Raw genomic sequence first — 18,238 nt, 5'->3', positions numbered from 1 at the left:
GAAAAAATGAGCAATGGTAACTCAGCCCCAGTTAACAAAAATCACTCAGAAACACCAAACCTTTTTACTTCTGAGGATTCGGGTCAGAAAACCACACCTACAAACAAGGTAGCAGTGAATGGTATTGCCAAATCTATGAACAACAGCCAATCAGACCAACAGGATAGCAACTCTACACCAACCAATTTAGAAACATTTGTGAATTACCAAAGGGCTATAGACAACTTAGAGTATACTCTCATCCAACTAAATCGCCATCAACGTCAAATATTGCAGGTTCATGAACAATCTTTGCGGCATCAAACAGAATACACGAACAGCTTTTTCGGGCTGATGCAACAACAGCATATCCTCTGGGGAAATGGTCAATTCATTGAGAAACAACCCGAAACCCAGCAACTAGCCATCTCCAGTTTAGAACGTAGCATGATGCGGTTTCACGATCATCAAGCTGACAGCCTCCGCATTCATGAGCAATATCTGAAGTATCAGCAAGAATATACTCATAACTTTTTCCAGTTAGTCCAGCAACATCAACTACCAACCTGTGATGACAGGATTCAACACAGTTTGAATACTCCGGTATACGGAGAAGATCGGCCCATACCAGTAACAGCCGTATCGGCTGTGGCGACTGAATTACAGACGGTGACAACTAACGGTAGTGGTAACGGTAATGGTCAGGGTGCACATCATCAAACCATACCAGTTACAGATATAATTGCCACCCGGCAGAATCCCACTGCAACCATAGTAGCCACACCACCCGTAGATATTGATCCAGCTACCCTGCAGCCCACCCTGCTCACCATTGTCAGTGATCAAACAGGCTACCCCAGTGAAATGTTAGAGATGTCCATGGACATTGAAGCAGATTTAGGGATTGATTCCATCAAACGGGTGGAGATTTTGGGAGCATTATTAGAAATATACCCCGATTTACCCAGGCCCAATCTAGAGGAACTGGCACAGCTACGGACTCTGGCCGAAATAGCCGAGTACATCAGGACTATAGCAACGCCCACCATCAATAAAAATTAAATAACATTTTTAGTATTTGGGTGATGGGAAAACCAACACAGAATCAAATACCAAAAATAGCGATTGTGGGCATGGATTGCTATTTGGGTGGTAACTGCCAGGGTTTAGATAGTTTTGAACAAAGTATTTATGAATGATCATATTTCTATTATCAGAGTATTAGCAAAGCTATTGAGTCATAGAGTGGACATGGATTTGTCGCCACTGTATTCTCTCTCAGACCGTAGCTTGAATCACAATCAAATACTAGATCAAAACATCACCTTGGGTAGCCAGAAAACTGATGACATATTTCTGGGTAAGAATAAGCAGGAAATATTCCCAGAAAAATTTTATAACCCATCAATTAGTCCTCCCAGTCAGCAGTATGAATTACTGGAATTTAGTCAAGCCAGACCCACATATTCTCTGAATAAAAATTCAGTATTAGCTGAGGAAAAGAGATTTATGAGCAACTTAATCGCCGGGGATGATAAAGCTTCTAGTGTATTATTGAAGGATAGACCAAGCCCTGACTTGTCAGTTAACCCTAAGGCTTCGCTACCCAAGCTATCACACAATGTCGGAGTAGGTCATACTATTTCACCTCAAGAAGATGAGATTTTTATTGTGGAAGAAAGAGACTGCAAAAATGATCATACAGTTGATAAAGAACAGCTAGATAATTTACGCAATCCTCAGTATCAGAAGCTGATATATAATGCTTTTTACATGGCACAAAACCACAGCAATGTATTAGAAATACGACAACAATCACTACATCAAATCAGCGTCATAATCCAGCAACAACTAAATCTATACCAGAAAATATTTAACGCATAAAGTCATTAATTCACGAAAGTATTTCATGATGATAACAAAGCCATACCCCATTGTTTCTTAAGCAATTAAAAATTATGCCGACAATTGCTCCTCATAATGCCTAACAAATAACACCCTAAAAACCTCATGTTTAACAAAAATGTACTCAGTCATAAACGCGGAAATTCACTGTTAAAAACATCTAATTTTTTTGTGAGTAACCGTCAAGCATGGCATGGTGATATAAATACAATATCTTTTGATGGTAATGGCATAAGAGCTAAACTAATTAACTTAGCTAAACCTTGTTACATTATCAGAGTAGAAGATAAAATTGGTGTTACTAATCAAGGAGAATTAATTCATTATCCTAATGGTAAAACTGGACAAGAAATGTTGATGTCCGTTCCACCTATACATATTCAACAGTTAGGAGATCCCAACTTTATAGATTTCCATAATGTTAAATATGCCTATGCTACTGGTTCCATGGCTCATGGTATTGCTTCTGAACAATTAGTAATAGCTCTTGGTAAGGAGAAAATTTTAAGTTCATTTGGTGCTGGTGGTCTCTCTCCTGACCGTGTGGAAGCAGCCATCAAGCGTATTCAGCAAGCCCTACCCGAAGGAATTTACGCTTTTAACTTACTTCATAGTCCCAGTGAACCTACTCTTGAACGTGGTACAATTGATTTGTATTTGAAATATCAAGTCAGAACAATAGAAGCATCTGCATTTTTAGATTTAACTGATAACGTTGTCTACTACCGGGTTGCGGGACTAGGCTTGAATGCAGCTAATCAAATCCAAATTAAAAATAAAGTCATTGCCAAAGTTTCTCGCCGAGAAGTGGCCACAAAATTCTTAGAACCTGCTCCTGTGAAAATTCTTAAAAGATTAGTACAGCAAGGTCTCATCAGTGAATTACAGGCAAGTATAGCCGCAAAAGTTCCCATGGCTGACGATATTACCGTGGAAGCAGATTCCGGTGGTCACACAGATAATCGTCCCTTAGTTTGTCTGTTACCATCGATTTTGGAATTAAGAGATCAAATTCAAGGCCAATATGGTTACGAAAGACCGGTCAGAATTGGAGTAGCGGGAGGAATTGCGACTCCCCAATCAGTATTGGCTGCTTTTATGATGGGTGCTGCTTATGTCGTTACTGGTTCCATTAACCAATCCTGTATTGAAGCTGGAACTTCTGAATATACTAAACAATTGCTAGCCCAAGCGGATATGGCTGATGTGATGATGGCTCCAGCAGCAGATATGTTTGAGATGGGAGTAAAACTGCAAGTTCTCAAAAGAGGAACGCTCTTTCCTCTCCGGGCGCAAAAACTGTTTGACTTATACAAAAACTATGATTCAATTGAAGATATACCTGTTACCGAAAGAGAGAAGATAGAAAAGCAAATCTTCAGAAATAGTCTAGATAGCATTTGGCAAGAAACAGTTAATTATTTATCTCAACGTAATCCCGAAAAACTGCACAAAGCCGCCAACAATCCCAAGCTGAAAATGGCTCTAATTTTTCGCTGGTATCTAGGATTGTCTTCTCGTTGGTCTAACTCTGGTGAGAAAGGTCGGGAAATTGATTATCAAATCTGGTGCGGTCCATCTATGGGAAGCTTCAATAACTGGATACAAGGTTCTTACTTGGCAGATTTAAATAATCGGAAGGTAGTTGATGTTGCCCATCATATGATGATAGGAGCAGCATTTTTATACAGATTACAAAATCTGAAGATTCAAGGATTACAAATACCCGATTCTTATACTCAGTATCATCCAGTCATTTCTGGTAAATTGTAAGAGGTTGTTTGATAAGTTTTCAACAGGTAATTTTTATCTTAGGGAACAGGGAACACCGAAGGATTGGGGAACACGGTTCGACTTCGCTCACCGACCGCACAAAAAACAATAAAATCCAGTCTCCTCCCCTTACAAGGGGAGGGTTAGGGTGGGGTAAAACAATATTTGATACACTAATCATAACTTGACAAACATCCTCTTAGAGTAGCGGGGACTGGCTAAGGGATCAAGATTCTGAATTGATTCTCCCAGCGGTAACCCTATTTCGTCGCAGTTGCTAGATATCTACAGAGCTACGCCTGTGGTGGGCTTGGGAGGCTGAATTTCAGTGCCTATGCCTCGGCGATATAGTTGTGCTAATCGCTGCTCGTATTTAAGTAAGTCCTGGTAAATTTCCTTAAATATCGCGGTTGCTACGGGGTCAGTATACATTGCAGACAAATTGCTAATATCGCCAAGACCTGTTTGTACATCTCCTAGGGCGCAACGTAACTGATAGATGTCATCGCTACCAGTAAAGGTACTTTTAACTTTGGCGTATTGATTGGCGATATTTGCCACTATCGAAGGTTTTTCATGGAGTGTGTTGAGATAGGTTTCCAATTTCTGAATGTGGCGCTGTCTATTACTAATCATCTCTTGAAACAGCGATCGCACTTCGTGATCTGATTCTTTTTGGGTGTACTGTTCTAAGGCTTCCATTGAATAACGCTCCCCACTCAGTGCTATATTCAACCCCCTGGTAATTTCACCTTTAGTAGAACCACCCCAAGCATCAGCGAGTTTCCACCACTGGGCGCTAGTATCTTTTTCCTCTGGAAGTGCAGCATCTTTACCACCGTACCCCAGACGACTGAGCAATGCTGTGGTGAAAATCCCTAAGTCTCCTGGTTCGCGTGAGGTAATTAAATTCCTATCTACCACTAAGGGTTCATCTAGGTAATTTACACCTGCATTAATCATATCTTTGCGGATAGCAGTAAAGCCCGTGGCTTTTCTACCTTTGAGCAAATCACCTTCAATTAAAAGTTGCGGCCCGTGACATACAGCTGCTACCCATTTCCCTTGTTCCATGGCTTTTTGCACAAAGCTGACTGTGTTCGGGTTCCGCCGCATTTTATCCGGGGCCATACCACCGGGAATTACTACTGCGTCAAATTCCGCTGCTATGGCTTCTGTGGTGGTAGCGTCGGGCTGAACTGAAACTTTACCTCGTTTACCTTTATATTTTTCATTCATGCGTGAACCGAGGACAACTATCTCCATCCCAGCTTGCTTTAGTCCATTACACGGGATAGTAAATTCTATATCCTCAAATCCATGTTCTATGAGGATGGCGACTTTTTTCTTCCGAGAATGATTGTTATGATTGGTCATGATTTTTGCCTAGGTTAATAATTTTACTCAATAGGATGCTTGACTGCAGGAATTTAAGTTGGTGATGTGGTGAATAGTTCCTCATAGTCATGATCAAAATAATTATGAAATTTGCTGAATTTGTCAGGCTTAATGGCGTTTTGTAAGACTGCAAATACAGCCCGAACATGAATGGCGCTGGTTGTCGGTTCTATATTTTCTCTTTGACTCACACGAGTAATGAATTCTTGCAGGTTGAAAGGTTCACTAGTTTCTCCTTCTCGCCTTTGCAAAGATTGAGCTAATTCTTGTGGTAATTCTGCTGCTACTTCTTTGAATTCATCGCCGGGGATACGCTCTGTGATGGTTTCTAAGGTAGCACGGGTGGCGCGTTCGGCTTCTTCACGAGAATTTGATTGAGCTAGGCTTTGTACGTGTGTAATAAACTCGTTATATTCCATTCTATACCTCTTTTTATTGTAATTTGTAATTAAGAGTAGACTATTGATTTAATTCCTATTTAATTGCTAATATATGGATTTCACTCCTACACAGTTGAGGAATTTCAATTGAGACTTATTTATTAAAGTATCTTCTAATTACTATTTTTTCTTCGTACTCAGGGGATATATTTTTTTATCACTAAAGTAATATACCCTTGGTGATACTGTCTTTACCTTTGGTAAGGTTATGATGAATCGGTAAATAGAATTAATATTATTTATGGAAGAAAATAATCAGAATCAAGAAGTCAATTCTGATGATTTAACCGCAGAAATTACCGAATCTTACGGTACTGGTGTTAAGGATTTGCCGGGGTATAATATTGGCGGGCGATCGCTCAGACAAAGAAAACGTCAGTATACACACACAAGTCCGGAAATTACTGGCGGTGATGTTGATGCTTATTGGCAACAGGAAGATACGGTCGGAGATGAAGCTGTAGGTGGTACTGCCCCTACTCCTGATCAAAGTGTAACTGATGATTTAGGAAAGGCAGTAGGATTACCGATGAATGACGGTGATTTTCTCCATACTGAGGATATTTTAGAGCGGCGTGATCATTCTCGCTGGGAATTAGATCCGATGTCTTCTGATGATTATCAAGAGCGGAAAGATTAAACCCAAAACTTAAAAATTTAAGTTTTGGGATGTGAGGATAAGTTAAAACCTAATGCCTAATTGTCCATTAAATCCTCGCACAGAATTGTAACCAGCACCGACAAAAATATTATCGGTAGCACCTATTTGGACACCGCCAGAAACAGCAACACCTTGGTCTTCTGAATACCAGCCAAGTCCGACATAAGGTGAAATCACTGGTAAACTGAAGAATTTTAAAACATCTCCTCCAGTAGCACCTTCGGGACCTCTACCGATCTCAAAACCAAAATCTAAAACTCTCACACCAGCAGCATAGGTGACTTCTCCATCCTTTTCACCCACAGAAACCCAGGGTTGTGGTAACAATTGGGCAGGTGCTGGACTGGGGACAAATACAGTTAAGCAAGTTAAGGATGGAATGAGTATTTTGGCAATAACCGATTTTTTCACCGTTTTTATGGGAAACTACCTGTCATATTGTATTGCAACTCTCAGGTAAACCATCCACCTTTGAGTATTTTTCCGTGAATTTACTGTAAAATAAAAAGATATTTTTAATCTATCAGTTATCAACTCCCATCATGTCACCCCAAACCATTGAAAAGATTGTATCTGCCTACTTTGCCAATATTGCCGCAATGAATCCAGAAGGGTGGGTGAGTAAGACAGGTAAGCCAGTTATCTTTGCAGGAATTACGATTTTTGAAATCAACTCAGCTGGTAAGATTCAAACAACTCGCGCTTACTGGAATCCCCAAGAGATGGTAGCACAATTGCGGTGAACTCATCCATAATAGGGTAAGTATTATTTTTAATTTGATTATGTACTTAACTTGGTTAGACAGCAATAGTTGGTTACTGGAAATGGGTAACCAACGCATATTACTGGATCCTTGGCTGGTTGGTTCTTTAACTTTTGGCAATTTAGATTGGTTTTTCAAAGGTTCTCGGATACAAGAACGCCCCATACCACAAAATATTGATTTGATTTTGCTGTCTCAAGGTTTAGAAGACCACGCTCATCCACCGACTCTTAAACAACTAGATCATGAAATTAAGGTTGTGGGTTCTGCCAATGCGGCAAAATTATCACGTGAGTTGGGCTACAATTACGTAACATCCCTGAAGCACGGGGAAAGTTTCAACTTGAATCAACAAGTGGAAATCACAGCTGTTCCCGGCTCTGTGGTAGGTTATAATCTGGTAGAAAATGGTTATCTGATTAAAGAATTAACCAGTGGGTTAACAATTTATTATGAGCCTCATGGGTCTCATTCGCCGGAAATTAAACAATTTGCCCCGGTTGACGTGGTGATTACGCCGATAGTAGATATAACATTGCCTTTAGGCTTGCCAGTTATTAAAGGTAGGAAGAGTGCATTGGAAGTTGCACAATGGTTACAACCTCAAATTATGCTTCCCACGGCCGCGGGTGGAGATGTGGTTTTTGAAGGTGTGCTGACGAAATTCTTGAAAGCTCAAGGAAGTGTGGCAGAATTTAATTGCCTACTGCAGCAATATAATTTGTCTACCCAGGTGATGGAACTCACCCCGGGCGATCGCCGAGAATTGCAGTTGAGGAATAATTCAACTGTGAGCAAGTCCAAGCTCTAGATATGGCGGTTAGCCGTTGGCGATTTTAGTCGCCACCGCAATTCTCAAATCAATTGTGTTTGTATTTACCAAGCACCTGTAGCAAGTACAGAGCTTACTGTCCTGAGTAAAAACAGCCACGATACTAATCGTGACTGAGTACTTTGAATTAACTGATTTTTACTTTCTAGAATTAACTAGGGTTAAACTCAGAGTAAGACTGAGAAATTATCAGGCTTGAGCGTAATTTGCGGCAGCAAAGTCCCAATTGACTAATTGGTCTAAGAAATTCTTGATGAAAGCAGGACGCGCATTTTTATAGTCAATGTAGTAGGCGTGTTCCCAAACATCTAAAGTTAGGAGGGCTTTTTTGCCATGGGCTAAGGGGTTCTCTGCATTTGGTGTTTTCATGATCTTGAGAGTACCACCGTCATCAACTAACCAAGCCCAACCGCTACCGAATTGAGTTGCTGCAGCGTTAGAAAATTCTTCTTTAAATTTGTCAAAGCTACCAAAATCCTGATTAATTTTGGCTGCAAGGTCGCCAGTGGGTGCGCCCCCACCTGCGGGCTTTAAGCAATTCCAGAAAAAGGTGTGATTCCAAACTTGAGCAGCATTGTTGAAGATTCCCACCTTAGAGGAGTCTTTAAAGGCAATTTGGATGACCTCTTCCAAAGATTTGTCAGCCAGTTCTGTACCGTCAGTCAGCTTATTTAAGTTAGTCACATAGGCTGCATGATGTTTGCCATAGTGATACTCAAATGTTTCTCCCTTCATGCCATAGGGCTCGAGAGCGTTAAAGTCGTAAGGTAAGGGGGGTTGTGTAAATGCCATTTTGTGAAATCCTCTCTTGACTGTTTTCCGGTTTAAAACTGTTGAGCGAAACTTAGGAAACGACAGGTGTTATCTGTATGCGTTTTCTATCCCAACGCTATAGGATATAAAACTTAACATTGTCATTCTACTACCAAAGGGAGGATTCGGGCAAAATACTGTTTGATTTGAGCCAAATTGCATAAAGGTAGAAATATCAGAGATGCTCGACAACTAAGATAAGCGTTTTTGATAGTAGTTAACAATTTGTGCTGTAACTTCAGACACGTTAAGACCATCAGACTGTATTTCTACTGCATCCGCTGCTTTTTGTAAAGGGGAAATTTTCCGAGTGCTATCTTTTCGGTCTCGTTCGGCAATGTCGCCTTTGAGACGCTCTAGATTCACTTCGGGTTGTCCCTGTTTTTTCAAGTCTTGCTGACGGCGATGTGCTCGTTCATCAACAGATGCGGTTAAGAATACCTTAACTTCGGCATCGGGGAAGACATGAGTCCCAATGTCTCGACCTTCGGCGACTAAACCACCTTTTTTACCCCAGCTTTGCTGTTGTTTAACGAGTGCTTGACGCACGGCGCTTTGTGCTGCGATCGCCGATACTTGAGATGTCACTTCAATTGTGCGAATTGCTTGAGTTACATCAGTACCATTAATCCAAACCCTGACGGGAGATTGCAGATCCTCAGTGGGGGTAAGTTCAATATTGCACCGATTAACTAACTCAGCAATGGCGCATTCATCATCAAGAGCAATACCCTTTTGCAGCACCAGCCAAGTCACAGCCCGATACATAGCTCCTGTATCGAGATACACTAAACCCAGGTGAGTGGCCACTTGACGAGCCACTGTAGATTTACCAGCACCGGCTGGTCCATCGATAGCGATGATGGGCTGACGATCGCGCAGGATGGTATTATCAATCAAACGTGTGGAACCAAGACGACCTGCGATCGCCAGCATTCCCTCCTCCTCAACTGTTTCTAAAGACATTAACGTACTCGGATTAACTAATTCAATATATTCCACCATGAGATTAGGAACCTTTGCCAGTTCTTGCTGTACCAATCCTATGAGGGTACTGCGATCACGAACACCCTTACCAAACCCAGCAGCACTAGCCCGTAAAGCTTGATATAAAATTACTGCTTGGGCTTTTTCTTGTGCAGTCAAATATTGGTTACGAGAACTTAAAGCCAGACCCGACTCTTCCCGCAGGGTTGGACAAGCAATAATCTCTACTGGCAAATTTAAATCACTCACCAACCGTCTAATAATAGCTAGTTGTTGACCATCTTTTTGTCCAAAGTAGGCGCGGTCGGGTTGTACCAAGTTAAAAAGCTTGGTGACAATCGTCGCGACACCCTGAAAGTGACCAATGCGAGAACGACCACACAAACTGGACATCATAGCACATGGAGGCATTACTTGTGTCAGTTGAGATGCTTCTAGACTGTTCTGAGAAACACCCATTTCCTCTGGTGTGGGGGCAAAAATCGCATCTACCCCCGCTTTTCTACACATTTGTTGGTCTAGCTCTAAAGTGCGGGGATAACGTTGATAATCTTCATGGGGGCCAAATTGCAGGGGATTGACAAAAATACTGACAATCACCGTAGAATTTTCTTGCCTTGCCCTTGCCATCAAGCTCAAATGACCTTGATGTAATCCTCCCATAGTTGGCACCAAACCGACAGCCGTCTGGTACCAGCTAGACATCGCATCTAGTCCCAAATCTTCGGGAACCCTGAACTGATGTTGTGAACAAAGTTGAGTTAAATAGCAGCGTAAAGCTGCAACTGTTGTCAGCAGACGCACAAAATACCCCTAGTTCTTTTTAAGCCTCTCCCCCGTTAGTTTATATCTGAAATAGGGGGCTGGGGTATGGAACTAGGGGTATTAGGGACTGGGGACATTATCCACTGAAATTCTCAGGAATTATCGCCCCATAACTTCAATCTTCACAGGTGCTAAACCGTTGTTAATCATTCCTAAGCTACGAGCAGCACCAGTGGATACATCGATGACTCTACCGCGAATGAATGGGCCTCGGTCATTAATTCGCACCACAACCGAACGACCATTACGGGTGTTAGTCACACGAACTCGCGTGCCGAAAGGTAAGCTACGATGGGCTGCAGTCATACCTTCGGGATTAAATCTTTCACCGGTGGCGGTAGGTCTACCAGCAAAACCGCGACCGTAAAAGGAAGCTATACCACGGAAAGTGAGTCGTTTGTTGCTCGCAAGCTGCTGTGCGGGCTGCTGCGAACCAACTTTTACTGGTTCAGGGAGATTAGCAATTTCTGTGATGGGAGATGCATTACCAATGAGTCTCCGCAAGCGATTAGTTACTTGCAATGCATCTTCTGCGAGATTTTCGGTGGTTCCTGCTAGGATGGTTTTTGCATTGATTTCCACCAATTCCCGATCTTTAATTTTAATCGTATAGCTCTCGCCGGTGTGTTGTGTGACAGAGGCACTTTTGTTGCCATCTGTAGATTCGCCCTGACCCCTCCAACTAACGGTAATCTGTTGAGCATCCTCACCATTACGCACTAGCTGGTTAATACTGGCTGCTATGAGTCCAGCTCTATAAACCGGGTCATCATTAAGGGATTTCTTTTCCTTTGTCGCATTCCTCAAGTTCCCTACACTCGTCCCCGTGCGACCAGAGGACTGTTGTCCCGCAGTAGTTCCAATTCCACTCACCGTCAAACTTTGCGGCTGTGGCTGAGAACTCAAAAAGGTAATAACTGGAATATTTTTGATAAACAGGGTTGCCGCTTTACGACCTCCAATGTAGTGAGAATGAATGTTTGTTATCACAGCATCGGAAGTCAGTTTCCCAGATGAGGTTTGAAACTCTCCTACTTTAACTACATTTTTAACTGATGTTTCTGGAGAAACTCGATTAGTTTGCTTTGTAGTAGTAGTTTGAGTGCGTCCGACTAAGGGCGTACCCACAACAGTCAGAAACAGGGCGACAATAGTCCACAAATATCGTTGATTCATGCGTCCGATTTTTAAAGCGAGTGTAGAACAGCAGTTTTTTAGTTCCTGGGATTTTTTGCCAGTTTCAGTGACATCTCCCATGAAGTTTCCTGGGTTCTGGGTTTCACTTTTTTGATTTATAACTGCAACACACTATCACGAACTTTGAAGGTTGGGGATCAGGGTTTTACCGTAGATCTAAATCACTTTATTCGATTTCAATTCTAATTTCCGCGGCGAAACCGTTTTCAAATCAGGATTTTGAGGATGTAACGTTTTTTGTAACTGACTCAAGCTTTCATATGAAAATCTAATATTTCGGCGGTTTTTGATTAGTAATAACACTCCTAAGAGAAAAATGTATTTTAAGAAACATATAAATTTATTAAATATATTTTTGTCAAAACTCCCTCAAAATACTTGAGTATATTTCCTTGAGGAATTTTTGGGCAGCCCACTCAAAATCATCTGTAAGTCTACATACAAATATTTTTAATTTTAAATAGGCTAGCAGTCATGTTCTAGTGGTTAGTCATCTGATGAGACCTTTTCTCAGTAAATACATTTACACAAGTATATATTTAAGTATTATATTTTATGTATATATGCCATTTAATTACTGAAAAACCCCCATCATTTGGTAACTAAAAAGTATTTTTTTACAAATTAAAATCAATGATGAGAAAATTAAAAAAGCTTCACTGGCTTGAGCTAACAAAAAATAAAGTAGCGAAAATTACATATATTTTCGGTTGCTAGATTAACTTAAATATGATTTCCGAGAGAAAAATATTAGGCTCATGGCAAACAAAGCAAATCCAGAAAATGTAGAAATCGGTTCAGCGCCATTTTTAGCTGTTCTCAACGACTTATATTCCCAATACAAGTTACTCAAGGAGGGTACACTAGCAAACTATATTCCAGAACTGGCAAAGGTAAATCCAGAATTATTCAGCATTTGCATTGTCACAGTAGATGGTCAAAGGTACGAAGTCGGGGATAATCAACACCAATTTACTATCCAGTCCATTTCCAAAGTGTTTGCTTATGGACTGGCTTTAGAAGATCATGGACGGGATTATGTCTTAACTAAAGTGGGGGTTGAACCAACAGGAGACGCATTCAACGCCATTATTCTCGATGAACAATCGAAGCGACCTTATAACCCCATGGTAAATGCAGGTGCGATCGCCACTACCAGTTTAATTAAAGGGTCTGGTGCGACGGAACGCTTAAACCGGGTTCTGGATATGTTTCAGAAATACACCGGACAGAATGCACTGGTTGATATCTCAGTGTTTACCTCTGAACGTAGTACGGGACATCGCAACCGCGCCATAGCACATTTAATGCTCAATTTTGGCATGATTGACCAAAACATTGAAGAAGTTTTGGATCTTTACTTTCAGCAGTGTGCTGTGATGGTAAATTGCCAGGATTTAGCGGTGATGGCGGCCACCCTTGCTAACAGAGGTATGAACCCGATTACAGGAGAACAAGCAATAGATAGTCGTTACATTAAAGATATTCTCAGCGTCATGTACACCTGCGGTATGTATAACTTTGCTGGGGAATGGGCTTACAAAGTTGGTATTCCGGCTAAAAGTGGGGTTTGTGGTGGAATTATGGCGGTTGTACCCCATAAAATGGGCATTGGGGTATTTTCGCCATTGTTAGATGTCCGTGGTAATAGTGTCCGGGGAGTGAAAGTGTGTGAGGAACTTTCCCAGCGATTAGGGTTACATTTATTTGAATGTTCAGGTGAGGGACTGAAATTTTAACTCACTGTAATTACCGCTCCCAGACTCTCATTCGCCAACCTATCAACAGCACACACTGCATAGGTTCCAGCTTGTTGCACCGTGGCGGTAGCTGGCGTGGCGTAGCCATAAGTTCCAGCAGATAAGACCCGCTGAAGTACCCAATTTTCACCAGTCTGTCGATAAAGTGTCCAAGAACGCACGGGTTGCTCATCGCCGGGTTCCCAACTTAGGCGACGATTATTAACTTGTAGTTCTCGGGGTGGTGGTGGTGGGTCTGTATTCTGCCATGACATAGTAGGTACTATGGCGGGGGTGGGATAAAGGGAATTGCGGAAACTGTCAGCAATTCCCTGACGGTTTTGATTAATGTGACTCATGCTAAAAAAGATATTACCCAGTGACAAGTTAGCAGCTAGGTTGCGAGTGATGGTAACTTGTTTGCTAATCTCTCCACTCTTCCAAGCTTTGCCATCAAGTTGACTAATATTGTTGCCTACATATATATGTCGCTGCTGAGGATTAATTTCTGTCCACCATTTTAGTAGTGTGGGATAACTTTGTGCGGTCTGGTCAATGCGCCAATAAAGTTGAGGGGCGATATAATCCACCCAACCTTGTTCTAACCATTTTTTAGCATCAGCATACAGTACACTATAAGCATCTAGGCCATTTATTCCTGGTGGTTGTCCAGGTCGGTAAATACCAAAGGGACTAATACCGAATTTGACGTGGGGCTTTATGGCTTTGATTCCTTGAAATAGCCGTAATACCATTTGATTCACGTTTTCCCGTCGCCAGTCACTTAAGCTGAGTTGACCACCAGTTGATCTATAAGCTGCATAGGTTTTACTATCGGGGAAGGTTTGACCCTCGATGGGATAGGGATAAAAATAATCATCCAAGTGAATGGCATCTATATCATAGCGACGCACAACATCCATCATCACGTTGTACGCCCTATCCTGGACGATTTTGATTCCTGGGTCCATCCATAGTTGATTACCCCATTTGTAAACTACTTCGGGATTTGTCAAAGCTATATGGTTTCTGGCGTTGGGTCTAGCTGTGATGCTAGTTTTGGCCCGGTAGGGGTTGAACCAAGCATGAAGTTCAATATTACGTTGGTGACATTGAGCGATCGCAAATTCCAAAGGGTCATAAAATGGTTCTGGTGGTTTCCCTTGAGTTCCCGTCAACCAAGCGCTCCAGGGTTCTAGTTGGGAAGCATATAAAGCATCACCTTCTGGTCGCACCTGCAAAATCAGGGCGTTGAAGTTGAGTGCTTGTAATCGGTCGAGAATTGCAATCAATTCAGCTTGCTGTTGTGCTGTTGAGAGTCCGGCTTTAGAGGGCCAGTCACTATTCCATACTGTTGTCACCCACGCCCCCCGAAACTCTCGCTGATGATTTACCTTGACAGTTTTAGGAGTATTGACAAGTTTTGGGGTAACTATGATATAATTAGATAATATTTTATCGGCTCTACCTAAGTAAACCAAAGCTTGATATACAATTACTGCCACTTCTGCACGGGTGGCTGGTAAAGTAGGGTTGAGTAACTTCGTGTTGGGGTAACTAGCTACTAATTCTGTTTGAGTAGCGATCGCCACTTGATTTCTAGCATAACCAGGGATTTTTTCCGCATCTTGATATATTTCTGGTAATTTACTCAGCAAGTCTGGTGGAGCATCAATAGCTATTGCCAAACCATTGACTAAAGCAACTAAAGCATCGCCGCGGATAATTCTGTCATTGGGGCGGAAATTCCCGTCGGGATAACCAATAATAAATCCGCTTTCGTAAGCTTTTTTAATACCACTCACAGCCCAATGATTAGCCGGGACATCAGCAAAGGGGACATAACGACGCTTTGCTGATACTGTAAATACTGCGGCAATTATAGCAGCAAACTCCGCACGAGTCACTGGGCTATCTGGTCGGAAACTGCCATCAGGATAGCCATTTAAAATTCGACGCACCGCTAATTCTTGGATGAATAAGCCGGCCCAATGATTTTGAACATCCGGGAAACGAGTAGAATTAGATATCATGACCGATATTAACTAACTTGGCTTCATTCTTACACTATTTGTTAATTTAACAACAGCAGACCCATAGCCACTGTGATAGTGTATAAATTTTAATAATTTAAGTGACTTCTGTGTATTTTTGAGGATAAAAGTATGATGAACGCGGGATTCTGAATTCACTAGCTTAGATATGAATTTAAACAATTAGCCTACCATTGAAAAAGTGCGAAAACCTATAGTTTACACGTTATTTTTACTTGGTTTATTGAGCGTTATAGCATTTGCTTATATCTGTAATTATCTCTCTGAACAAAAGCCTATAGTTAGGTGTCAGCAATGGGTATTTCAGGAGGAAGGAGATCATAAATACTACGCACATCCTGATACATTAGTGGTTCAACCCTGGCGTGGACGACATCATGTCTATGCTATATTTTTAGTTCCCGCAGGATACGAACATGATGGATTGTTCACCTTAACAATACCTGGTTCTTCTACTCACTGTGGACGTTCTCAGAAGATTGGCAAGGTTGTATCTGGAGTTGATGACACTAATGATTACAATCGGGTGAGGGGATTTTTAAACACTCGAATTGCAGTACAATTTATTCTTCAAGGTAAGTTCAGTCAGTTAAGGGAACCGAAAAATTGGAGTTTGGGTTATTTTCAAAGTAAAGAGGCGTAAAGGTCAGCAGAGGCTATATGTCCATGACTTGGCGATAATGGGTTTGTATTTCTGCTACGGTTGGAGATTTGCGCTTTGTTTCCCACTGACTAACTTTAAATAATTCTTGCTGTAAATCATCTACTTTAATGGTGTTAACTTGACCATTGCTAACAATTTGCTTTCCATTTACCCAAGCACTATGGACAACATTGATAGGACGACCTAATACTAATAAGCCAATGGGATCTGTTCGGGGTAGTAATGATAGACTGGTGAGATCATACATGACTAAATCGGCTTGTTTCCCTAGGGTGAGGGAACCAAGTTTGTCAGCTACATTCAGCCCTTTTGCGCCTCCTAGGGAGGCCATTTCTACAGATTTTCTGGGTGTGATCCAGTTGTGATAGTCTGGGTCTGTAGTGTTGTGTAAGATGGAACCGATTTTGATGGCTTCTAGTAAGTCTTGGGAATCATTACTGGAAGCACCATCACAACCAAAGGAAACATTTACCCCGGCTTGGAGATATTTTAAAATAGGGGCGATACCACTGCCTAAACGGAGGTTACTCAAGGGGTTATGCACAACTGTACATTGAGTTTGGGCGAGGATGGTGATATCGTTATTGTTTAACCAAACACAATGAGCCAAGGATGTGCGATCGCTTAAATATCCGATGCGTTGTAGATGCTGGACTGCGGTACAACCGTATTTTTCCTGGGCGAGTTTTTCCTGTGCTTTAGTTTCTAGTAAATGAGAGTGACGACAAAGATGATGGCGATCGCTTAACTCAATACATCCTATAAATAAACTATCGCTGCACAATTGTATCCCCGTTGGTGCCACCACAATACTTATACCTGCTTCAGGACGGTGAAATTGTCTGACTGCTTCCTCTATAATTTCCAAGGTAGCCGCAGTTGAGCGAAAATACGGTGCATGGTTTTGATTTGACTCTCCCCCCGGTATACCCGCAGTGAGGGACTGATCTTGAATCAGGGGTGCGATAAAAGCACGTATTCCCACTTCTTCATAAGCACGAACCGCAGCAGCGATAGTTTCTAACTCCTGTCCAGGAGTTAACACCAAATGGTCTACCACACTAGTACCACCGGAAAGTAAAGTTTCCACAGCGGTTCCCAAAGCACTCAGATAAACTTTTTCTAAATCCAGAGGCGCAAAGTCATATAATTCCCCTAACCATAATTCTAAAGGCAACATGGACATAATACCCCGTTGCCACATTTCCGATGAGTGGGTATGGGCGTTAAAGAAACCAGGGAGTAAAAGCTTATTACTACCATCAATGGTATTACCAACCACATCTAAATCCGGTGCTATGGCGGCTATCTTACCATCTATTACTTGTACATCTAGGGTGAGATAAGCATTGTCAGTAGCAATTAAAACATTCTGAATGGTAAAATTCACGATTTTAACCTTGTTGGTGGTTGACGGTTGACGGTTGACTGTTGACTGTTGACTGTTGACGGTTGATGGGTCGGAAGCTAAGAGAATGTTTGTCAAGTCATGATTAGTGTATTAACTATTGTTTGACCCCACCCTAACCCTCTATGTTTTGATAGGTTATTTGAAAGGAAAATGATAAATTTGTCTAGTCACTGGTTGAGATTGCAGAATAGTTAAGTATCAACCATTAAGTATAAACTATCTTCTTAGTCCTATGCTGCCCTCAGTATTCAAAACTTGCATTCCCAGAGAAGAAATCTTAGCAGGGGAACTTTCTCCAGAATTACAGCAATTTCCAGGTAATTGAACCACAAAATGCGGTAAGGTGTGAAAGAAGTGATTATTAGATTCGATGCCAGTTATCGTACTCAGGTGATTTCCGTCGTCGTGTGATTATAGCTTGGGAAGCAAAGGAAGGCTCTCAACGTCAGTTGGCTGAAAGATTTAAGGTCAGCTTGTCTTTTGTGCGAAATCTGTTGCGTCATTGTCGTCAAAATGGAAAAATTGAGGCGAAACCACGTGGAGGATACCAACAACCAACAATTCAAAACGAGCAATTGAGGATCATTCAATCTTTGGTGGAGGAGAAAAATGATTTGTTGCTCAGAGAATTATGCGATCGCTATCAAGAAAAAACGGTTCTTCTGTTACTTTTATGGATAATCAATAGTAAAATGCCAGTTTAATAAACTGCGTAATCTAAAATTACTGAAATTACGGAAGCCATATCCAAGTCTTTTAATTAACTTGAGTTTATTATTAATTCCTTCTACAGTAC

The 18,238-nt window shown here is 41.5% G+C and carries 17 protein-coding genes and 1 pseudogene; 9 read left to right on the top strand and 9 right to left on the bottom strand.

Annotation, left to right across the window (positions count from 1 at the left end; translation table 11 throughout):
- Nucleotides 1-201: 201 nt before the first annotated feature.
- The 3 genes and pseudogenes from NWP22_RS08290 to NWP22_RS08280 all read left to right on the top strand — a co-directional run.
- A pseudogene (locus tag NWP22_RS08290) lies at nucleotides 202-1,017 on the top strand (phosphopantetheine-binding protein); the annotation flags it as partial.
- A gap of 153 nt (nucleotides 1,018-1,170) precedes the next feature.
- Entirely contained in the window at nucleotides 1,171-1,863 is a 693-nt protein-coding gene (locus NWP22_RS08285) for a hypothetical protein (RefSeq protein WP_271734537.1), read from the top strand.
- Between the two features lie 126 nt (nucleotides 1,864-1,989).
- Nucleotides 1,990-3,657, top strand: coding sequence for a PfaD family polyunsaturated fatty acid/polyketide biosynthesis protein (locus NWP22_RS08280; RefSeq protein ID WP_271734539.1), 1,668 nt, complete (start codon nucleotides 1,990-1,992; stop codon nucleotides 3,655-3,657).
- A gap of 285 nt (nucleotides 3,658-3,942) precedes the next feature.
- On the opposite strand, the gene NWP22_RS08275 is transcribed toward NWP22_RS08280, so the two are convergent.
- Together NWP22_RS08275 and NWP22_RS08270 are read right to left on the bottom strand one after the other, a co-directional pair.
- Nucleotides 3,943-5,034, bottom strand: coding sequence for a DJ-1/PfpI/YhbO family deglycase/protease (locus NWP22_RS08275; protein WP_271734540.1), 1,092 nt, complete (start codon nucleotides 5,032-5,034; stop codon nucleotides 3,943-3,945).
- Nucleotides 5,035-5,087: 53 nt separating this feature from the next.
- The gene (locus NWP22_RS08270; protein ID WP_271734541.1) at nucleotides 5,088-5,474 is read right to left on the bottom strand and encodes a DUF2267 domain-containing protein; all 387 of its coding nucleotides are present in this window, start codon (nucleotides 5,472-5,474) and stop codon (nucleotides 5,088-5,090) included.
- Nucleotides 5,475-5,736: 262 nt separating this feature from the next.
- Here NWP22_RS08270 and NWP22_RS08265 point away from each other — a divergent pair, with 262 nt between their 5' ends.
- On the top strand, nucleotides 5,737-6,135 hold the full coding sequence (locus NWP22_RS08265) for a DUF6335 family protein (protein ID WP_271734543.1): 399 nt from the start codon (nucleotides 5,737-5,739) through the stop codon (nucleotides 6,133-6,135).
- 42 nt (nucleotides 6,136-6,177) lie between these two features.
- Here the strand turns inward: NWP22_RS08265 and NWP22_RS08260 are convergent, their stop codons facing one another.
- Nucleotides 6,178-6,567 (bottom strand): hypothetical protein, encoded by a 390-nt coding sequence (locus tag NWP22_RS08260; protein ID WP_280791979.1) that lies wholly within the window; start codon nucleotides 6,565-6,567, stop codon nucleotides 6,178-6,180.
- Between the two features lie 131 nt (nucleotides 6,568-6,698).
- Here NWP22_RS08260 and NWP22_RS08255 point away from each other — a divergent pair, with 131 nt between their 5' ends.
- Nucleotides 6,699-6,899, top strand: coding sequence for a nuclear transport factor 2-like protein (locus tag NWP22_RS08255; protein ID WP_280791980.1), 201 nt, complete (start codon nucleotides 6,699-6,701; stop codon nucleotides 6,897-6,899).
- A 40-nt stretch (nucleotides 6,900-6,939) separates the two neighbouring features.
- A complete protein-coding gene (locus NWP22_RS08250; protein ID WP_271734548.1) occupies nucleotides 6,940-7,731 on the top strand; it encodes an MBL fold metallo-hydrolase in 792 nt (263 codons plus the stop codon).
- Between the two features lie 210 nt (nucleotides 7,732-7,941).
- On the opposite strand, the gene sodB is transcribed toward NWP22_RS08250, so the two are convergent.
- The 3 genes from sodB to NWP22_RS08235 all read right to left on the bottom strand — a co-directional run bounded on the left by sodB (nucleotide 7,942) and on the right by NWP22_RS08235 (nucleotide 11,553).
- Nucleotides 7,942-8,544 carry a superoxide dismutase [Fe] gene (gene sodB, locus NWP22_RS08245; RefSeq protein ID WP_271734549.1) on the bottom strand — a complete coding sequence of 201 codons (603 nt, stop codon included), beginning with the start codon at nucleotides 8,542-8,544 and terminating at the stop codon, nucleotides 7,942-7,944.
- 213 nt (nucleotides 8,545-8,757) lie between these two features.
- The gene (locus NWP22_RS08240) at nucleotides 8,758-10,356 is read right to left on the bottom strand and encodes a bifunctional pantoate--beta-alanine ligase/(d)CMP kinase (protein WP_280801725.1); all 1,599 of its coding nucleotides are present in this window, start codon (nucleotides 10,354-10,356) and stop codon (nucleotides 8,758-8,760) included.
- 120 nt (nucleotides 10,357-10,476) lie between these two features.
- A complete protein-coding gene (locus NWP22_RS08235) occupies nucleotides 10,477-11,553 on the bottom strand; it encodes a septal ring lytic transglycosylase RlpA family protein (protein ID WP_271734609.1) in 1,077 nt (358 codons plus the stop codon).
- Nucleotides 11,554-12,332: 779 nt separating this feature from the next.
- Between NWP22_RS08235 and glsA the strand changes: the two genes are divergently transcribed.
- A complete protein-coding gene (gene glsA / locus NWP22_RS08230) occupies nucleotides 12,333-13,313 on the top strand; it encodes a glutaminase A (protein ID WP_271734551.1) in 981 nt (326 codons plus the stop codon).
- Here the strand turns inward: glsA and NWP22_RS08225 are convergent.
- A complete protein-coding gene (locus tag NWP22_RS08225; protein ID WP_271734552.1) occupies nucleotides 13,310-15,346 on the bottom strand; it encodes a glycoside hydrolase family 10-like protein in 2,037 nt (678 codons plus the stop codon). The genes glsA and NWP22_RS08225 overlap by 4 nt on opposite strands.
- A 202-nt stretch (nucleotides 15,347-15,548) precedes the next feature.
- On the opposite strand from NWP22_RS08225, the gene NWP22_RS08220 reads away from it, so the two are divergent.
- Nucleotides 15,549-16,010 (top strand): hypothetical protein, encoded by a 462-nt coding sequence (locus NWP22_RS08220; RefSeq protein WP_271734554.1) that lies wholly within the window; start codon nucleotides 15,549-15,551, stop codon nucleotides 16,008-16,010.
- Nucleotides 16,011-16,023: 13 nt separating this feature from the next.
- Here the strand turns inward: NWP22_RS08220 and NWP22_RS08215 are convergent, their stop codons facing one another.
- A complete protein-coding gene (locus NWP22_RS08215) occupies nucleotides 16,024-17,421 on the bottom strand; it encodes an amidohydrolase (protein ID WP_280801732.1) in 1,398 nt (465 codons plus the stop codon).
- A 428-nt stretch (nucleotides 17,422-17,849) separates the two neighbouring features.
- On the opposite strand from NWP22_RS08215, the gene NWP22_RS08210 reads away from it, so the two are divergent.
- A complete protein-coding gene (locus NWP22_RS08210; RefSeq protein WP_280801724.1) occupies nucleotides 17,850-18,146 on the top strand; it encodes a COG3415 family protein in 297 nt (98 codons plus the stop codon).
- On the opposite strand, the gene NWP22_RS08205 is transcribed toward NWP22_RS08210, so the two are convergent.
- A partial coding sequence (locus tag NWP22_RS08205) for a transposase (RefSeq protein WP_280801731.1) occupies nucleotides 18,114-18,238 on the bottom strand: 125 nt, incomplete at its 5' end. The two genes, NWP22_RS08210 and NWP22_RS08205, sit on opposite strands and share 33 nt — an antisense overlap.

This window comes from Anabaenopsis tanganyikae CS-531 (assembly GCF_029891675.1).
Lineage (GTDB): Bacteria > Cyanobacteriota > Cyanobacteriia > Cyanobacteriales > Nostocaceae > Anabaenopsis > Anabaenopsis arnoldii.
Note: the sequence above shows the minus strand (reverse complement) of the source record. Positions and strands in the feature narration are given on the sequence as shown.

Coding starts and splice junctions, on each gene's coding strand:
- NWP22_RS08285 (WP_271734537.1), top strand. CDS start 1,171: ATGAATGATCATATTTCTATTATCAGAGTATTAGCAAAGCTATTGAGT.
- NWP22_RS08280 (WP_271734539.1), top strand. CDS start 1,990: ATGTTTAACAAAAATGTACTCAGTCATAAACGCGGAAATTCACTGTTA.
- NWP22_RS08275 (WP_271734540.1), bottom strand. CDS start 5,034: ATGACCAATCATAACAATCATTCTCGGAAGAAAAAAGTCGCCATCCTC.
- NWP22_RS08270 (WP_271734541.1), bottom strand. CDS start 5,474: ATGGAATATAACGAGTTTATTACACACGTACAAAGCCTAGCTCAATCA.
- NWP22_RS08265 (WP_271734543.1), top strand. CDS start 5,737: ATGGAAGAAAATAATCAGAATCAAGAAGTCAATTCTGATGATTTAACC.
- NWP22_RS08255 (WP_280791980.1), top strand. CDS start 6,699: ATGTCACCCCAAACCATTGAAAAGATTGTATCTGCCTACTTTGCCAAT.
- NWP22_RS08250 (WP_271734548.1), top strand. CDS start 6,940: ATGTACTTAACTTGGTTAGACAGCAATAGTTGGTTACTGGAAATGGGT.
- sodB (WP_271734549.1), bottom strand. CDS start 8,544: ATGGCATTTACACAACCCCCCTTACCTTACGACTTTAACGCTCTCGAG.
- NWP22_RS08235 (WP_271734609.1), bottom strand. CDS start 11,553: ATGAATCAACGATATTTGTGGACTATTGTCGCCCTGTTTCTGACTGTT.
- glsA (WP_271734551.1), top strand. CDS start 12,333: ATGGCAAACAAAGCAAATCCAGAAAATGTAGAAATCGGTTCAGCGCCA.
- NWP22_RS08225 (WP_271734552.1), bottom strand. CDS start 15,346: ATGATATCTAATTCTACTCGTTTCCCGGATGTTCAAAATCATTGGGCC.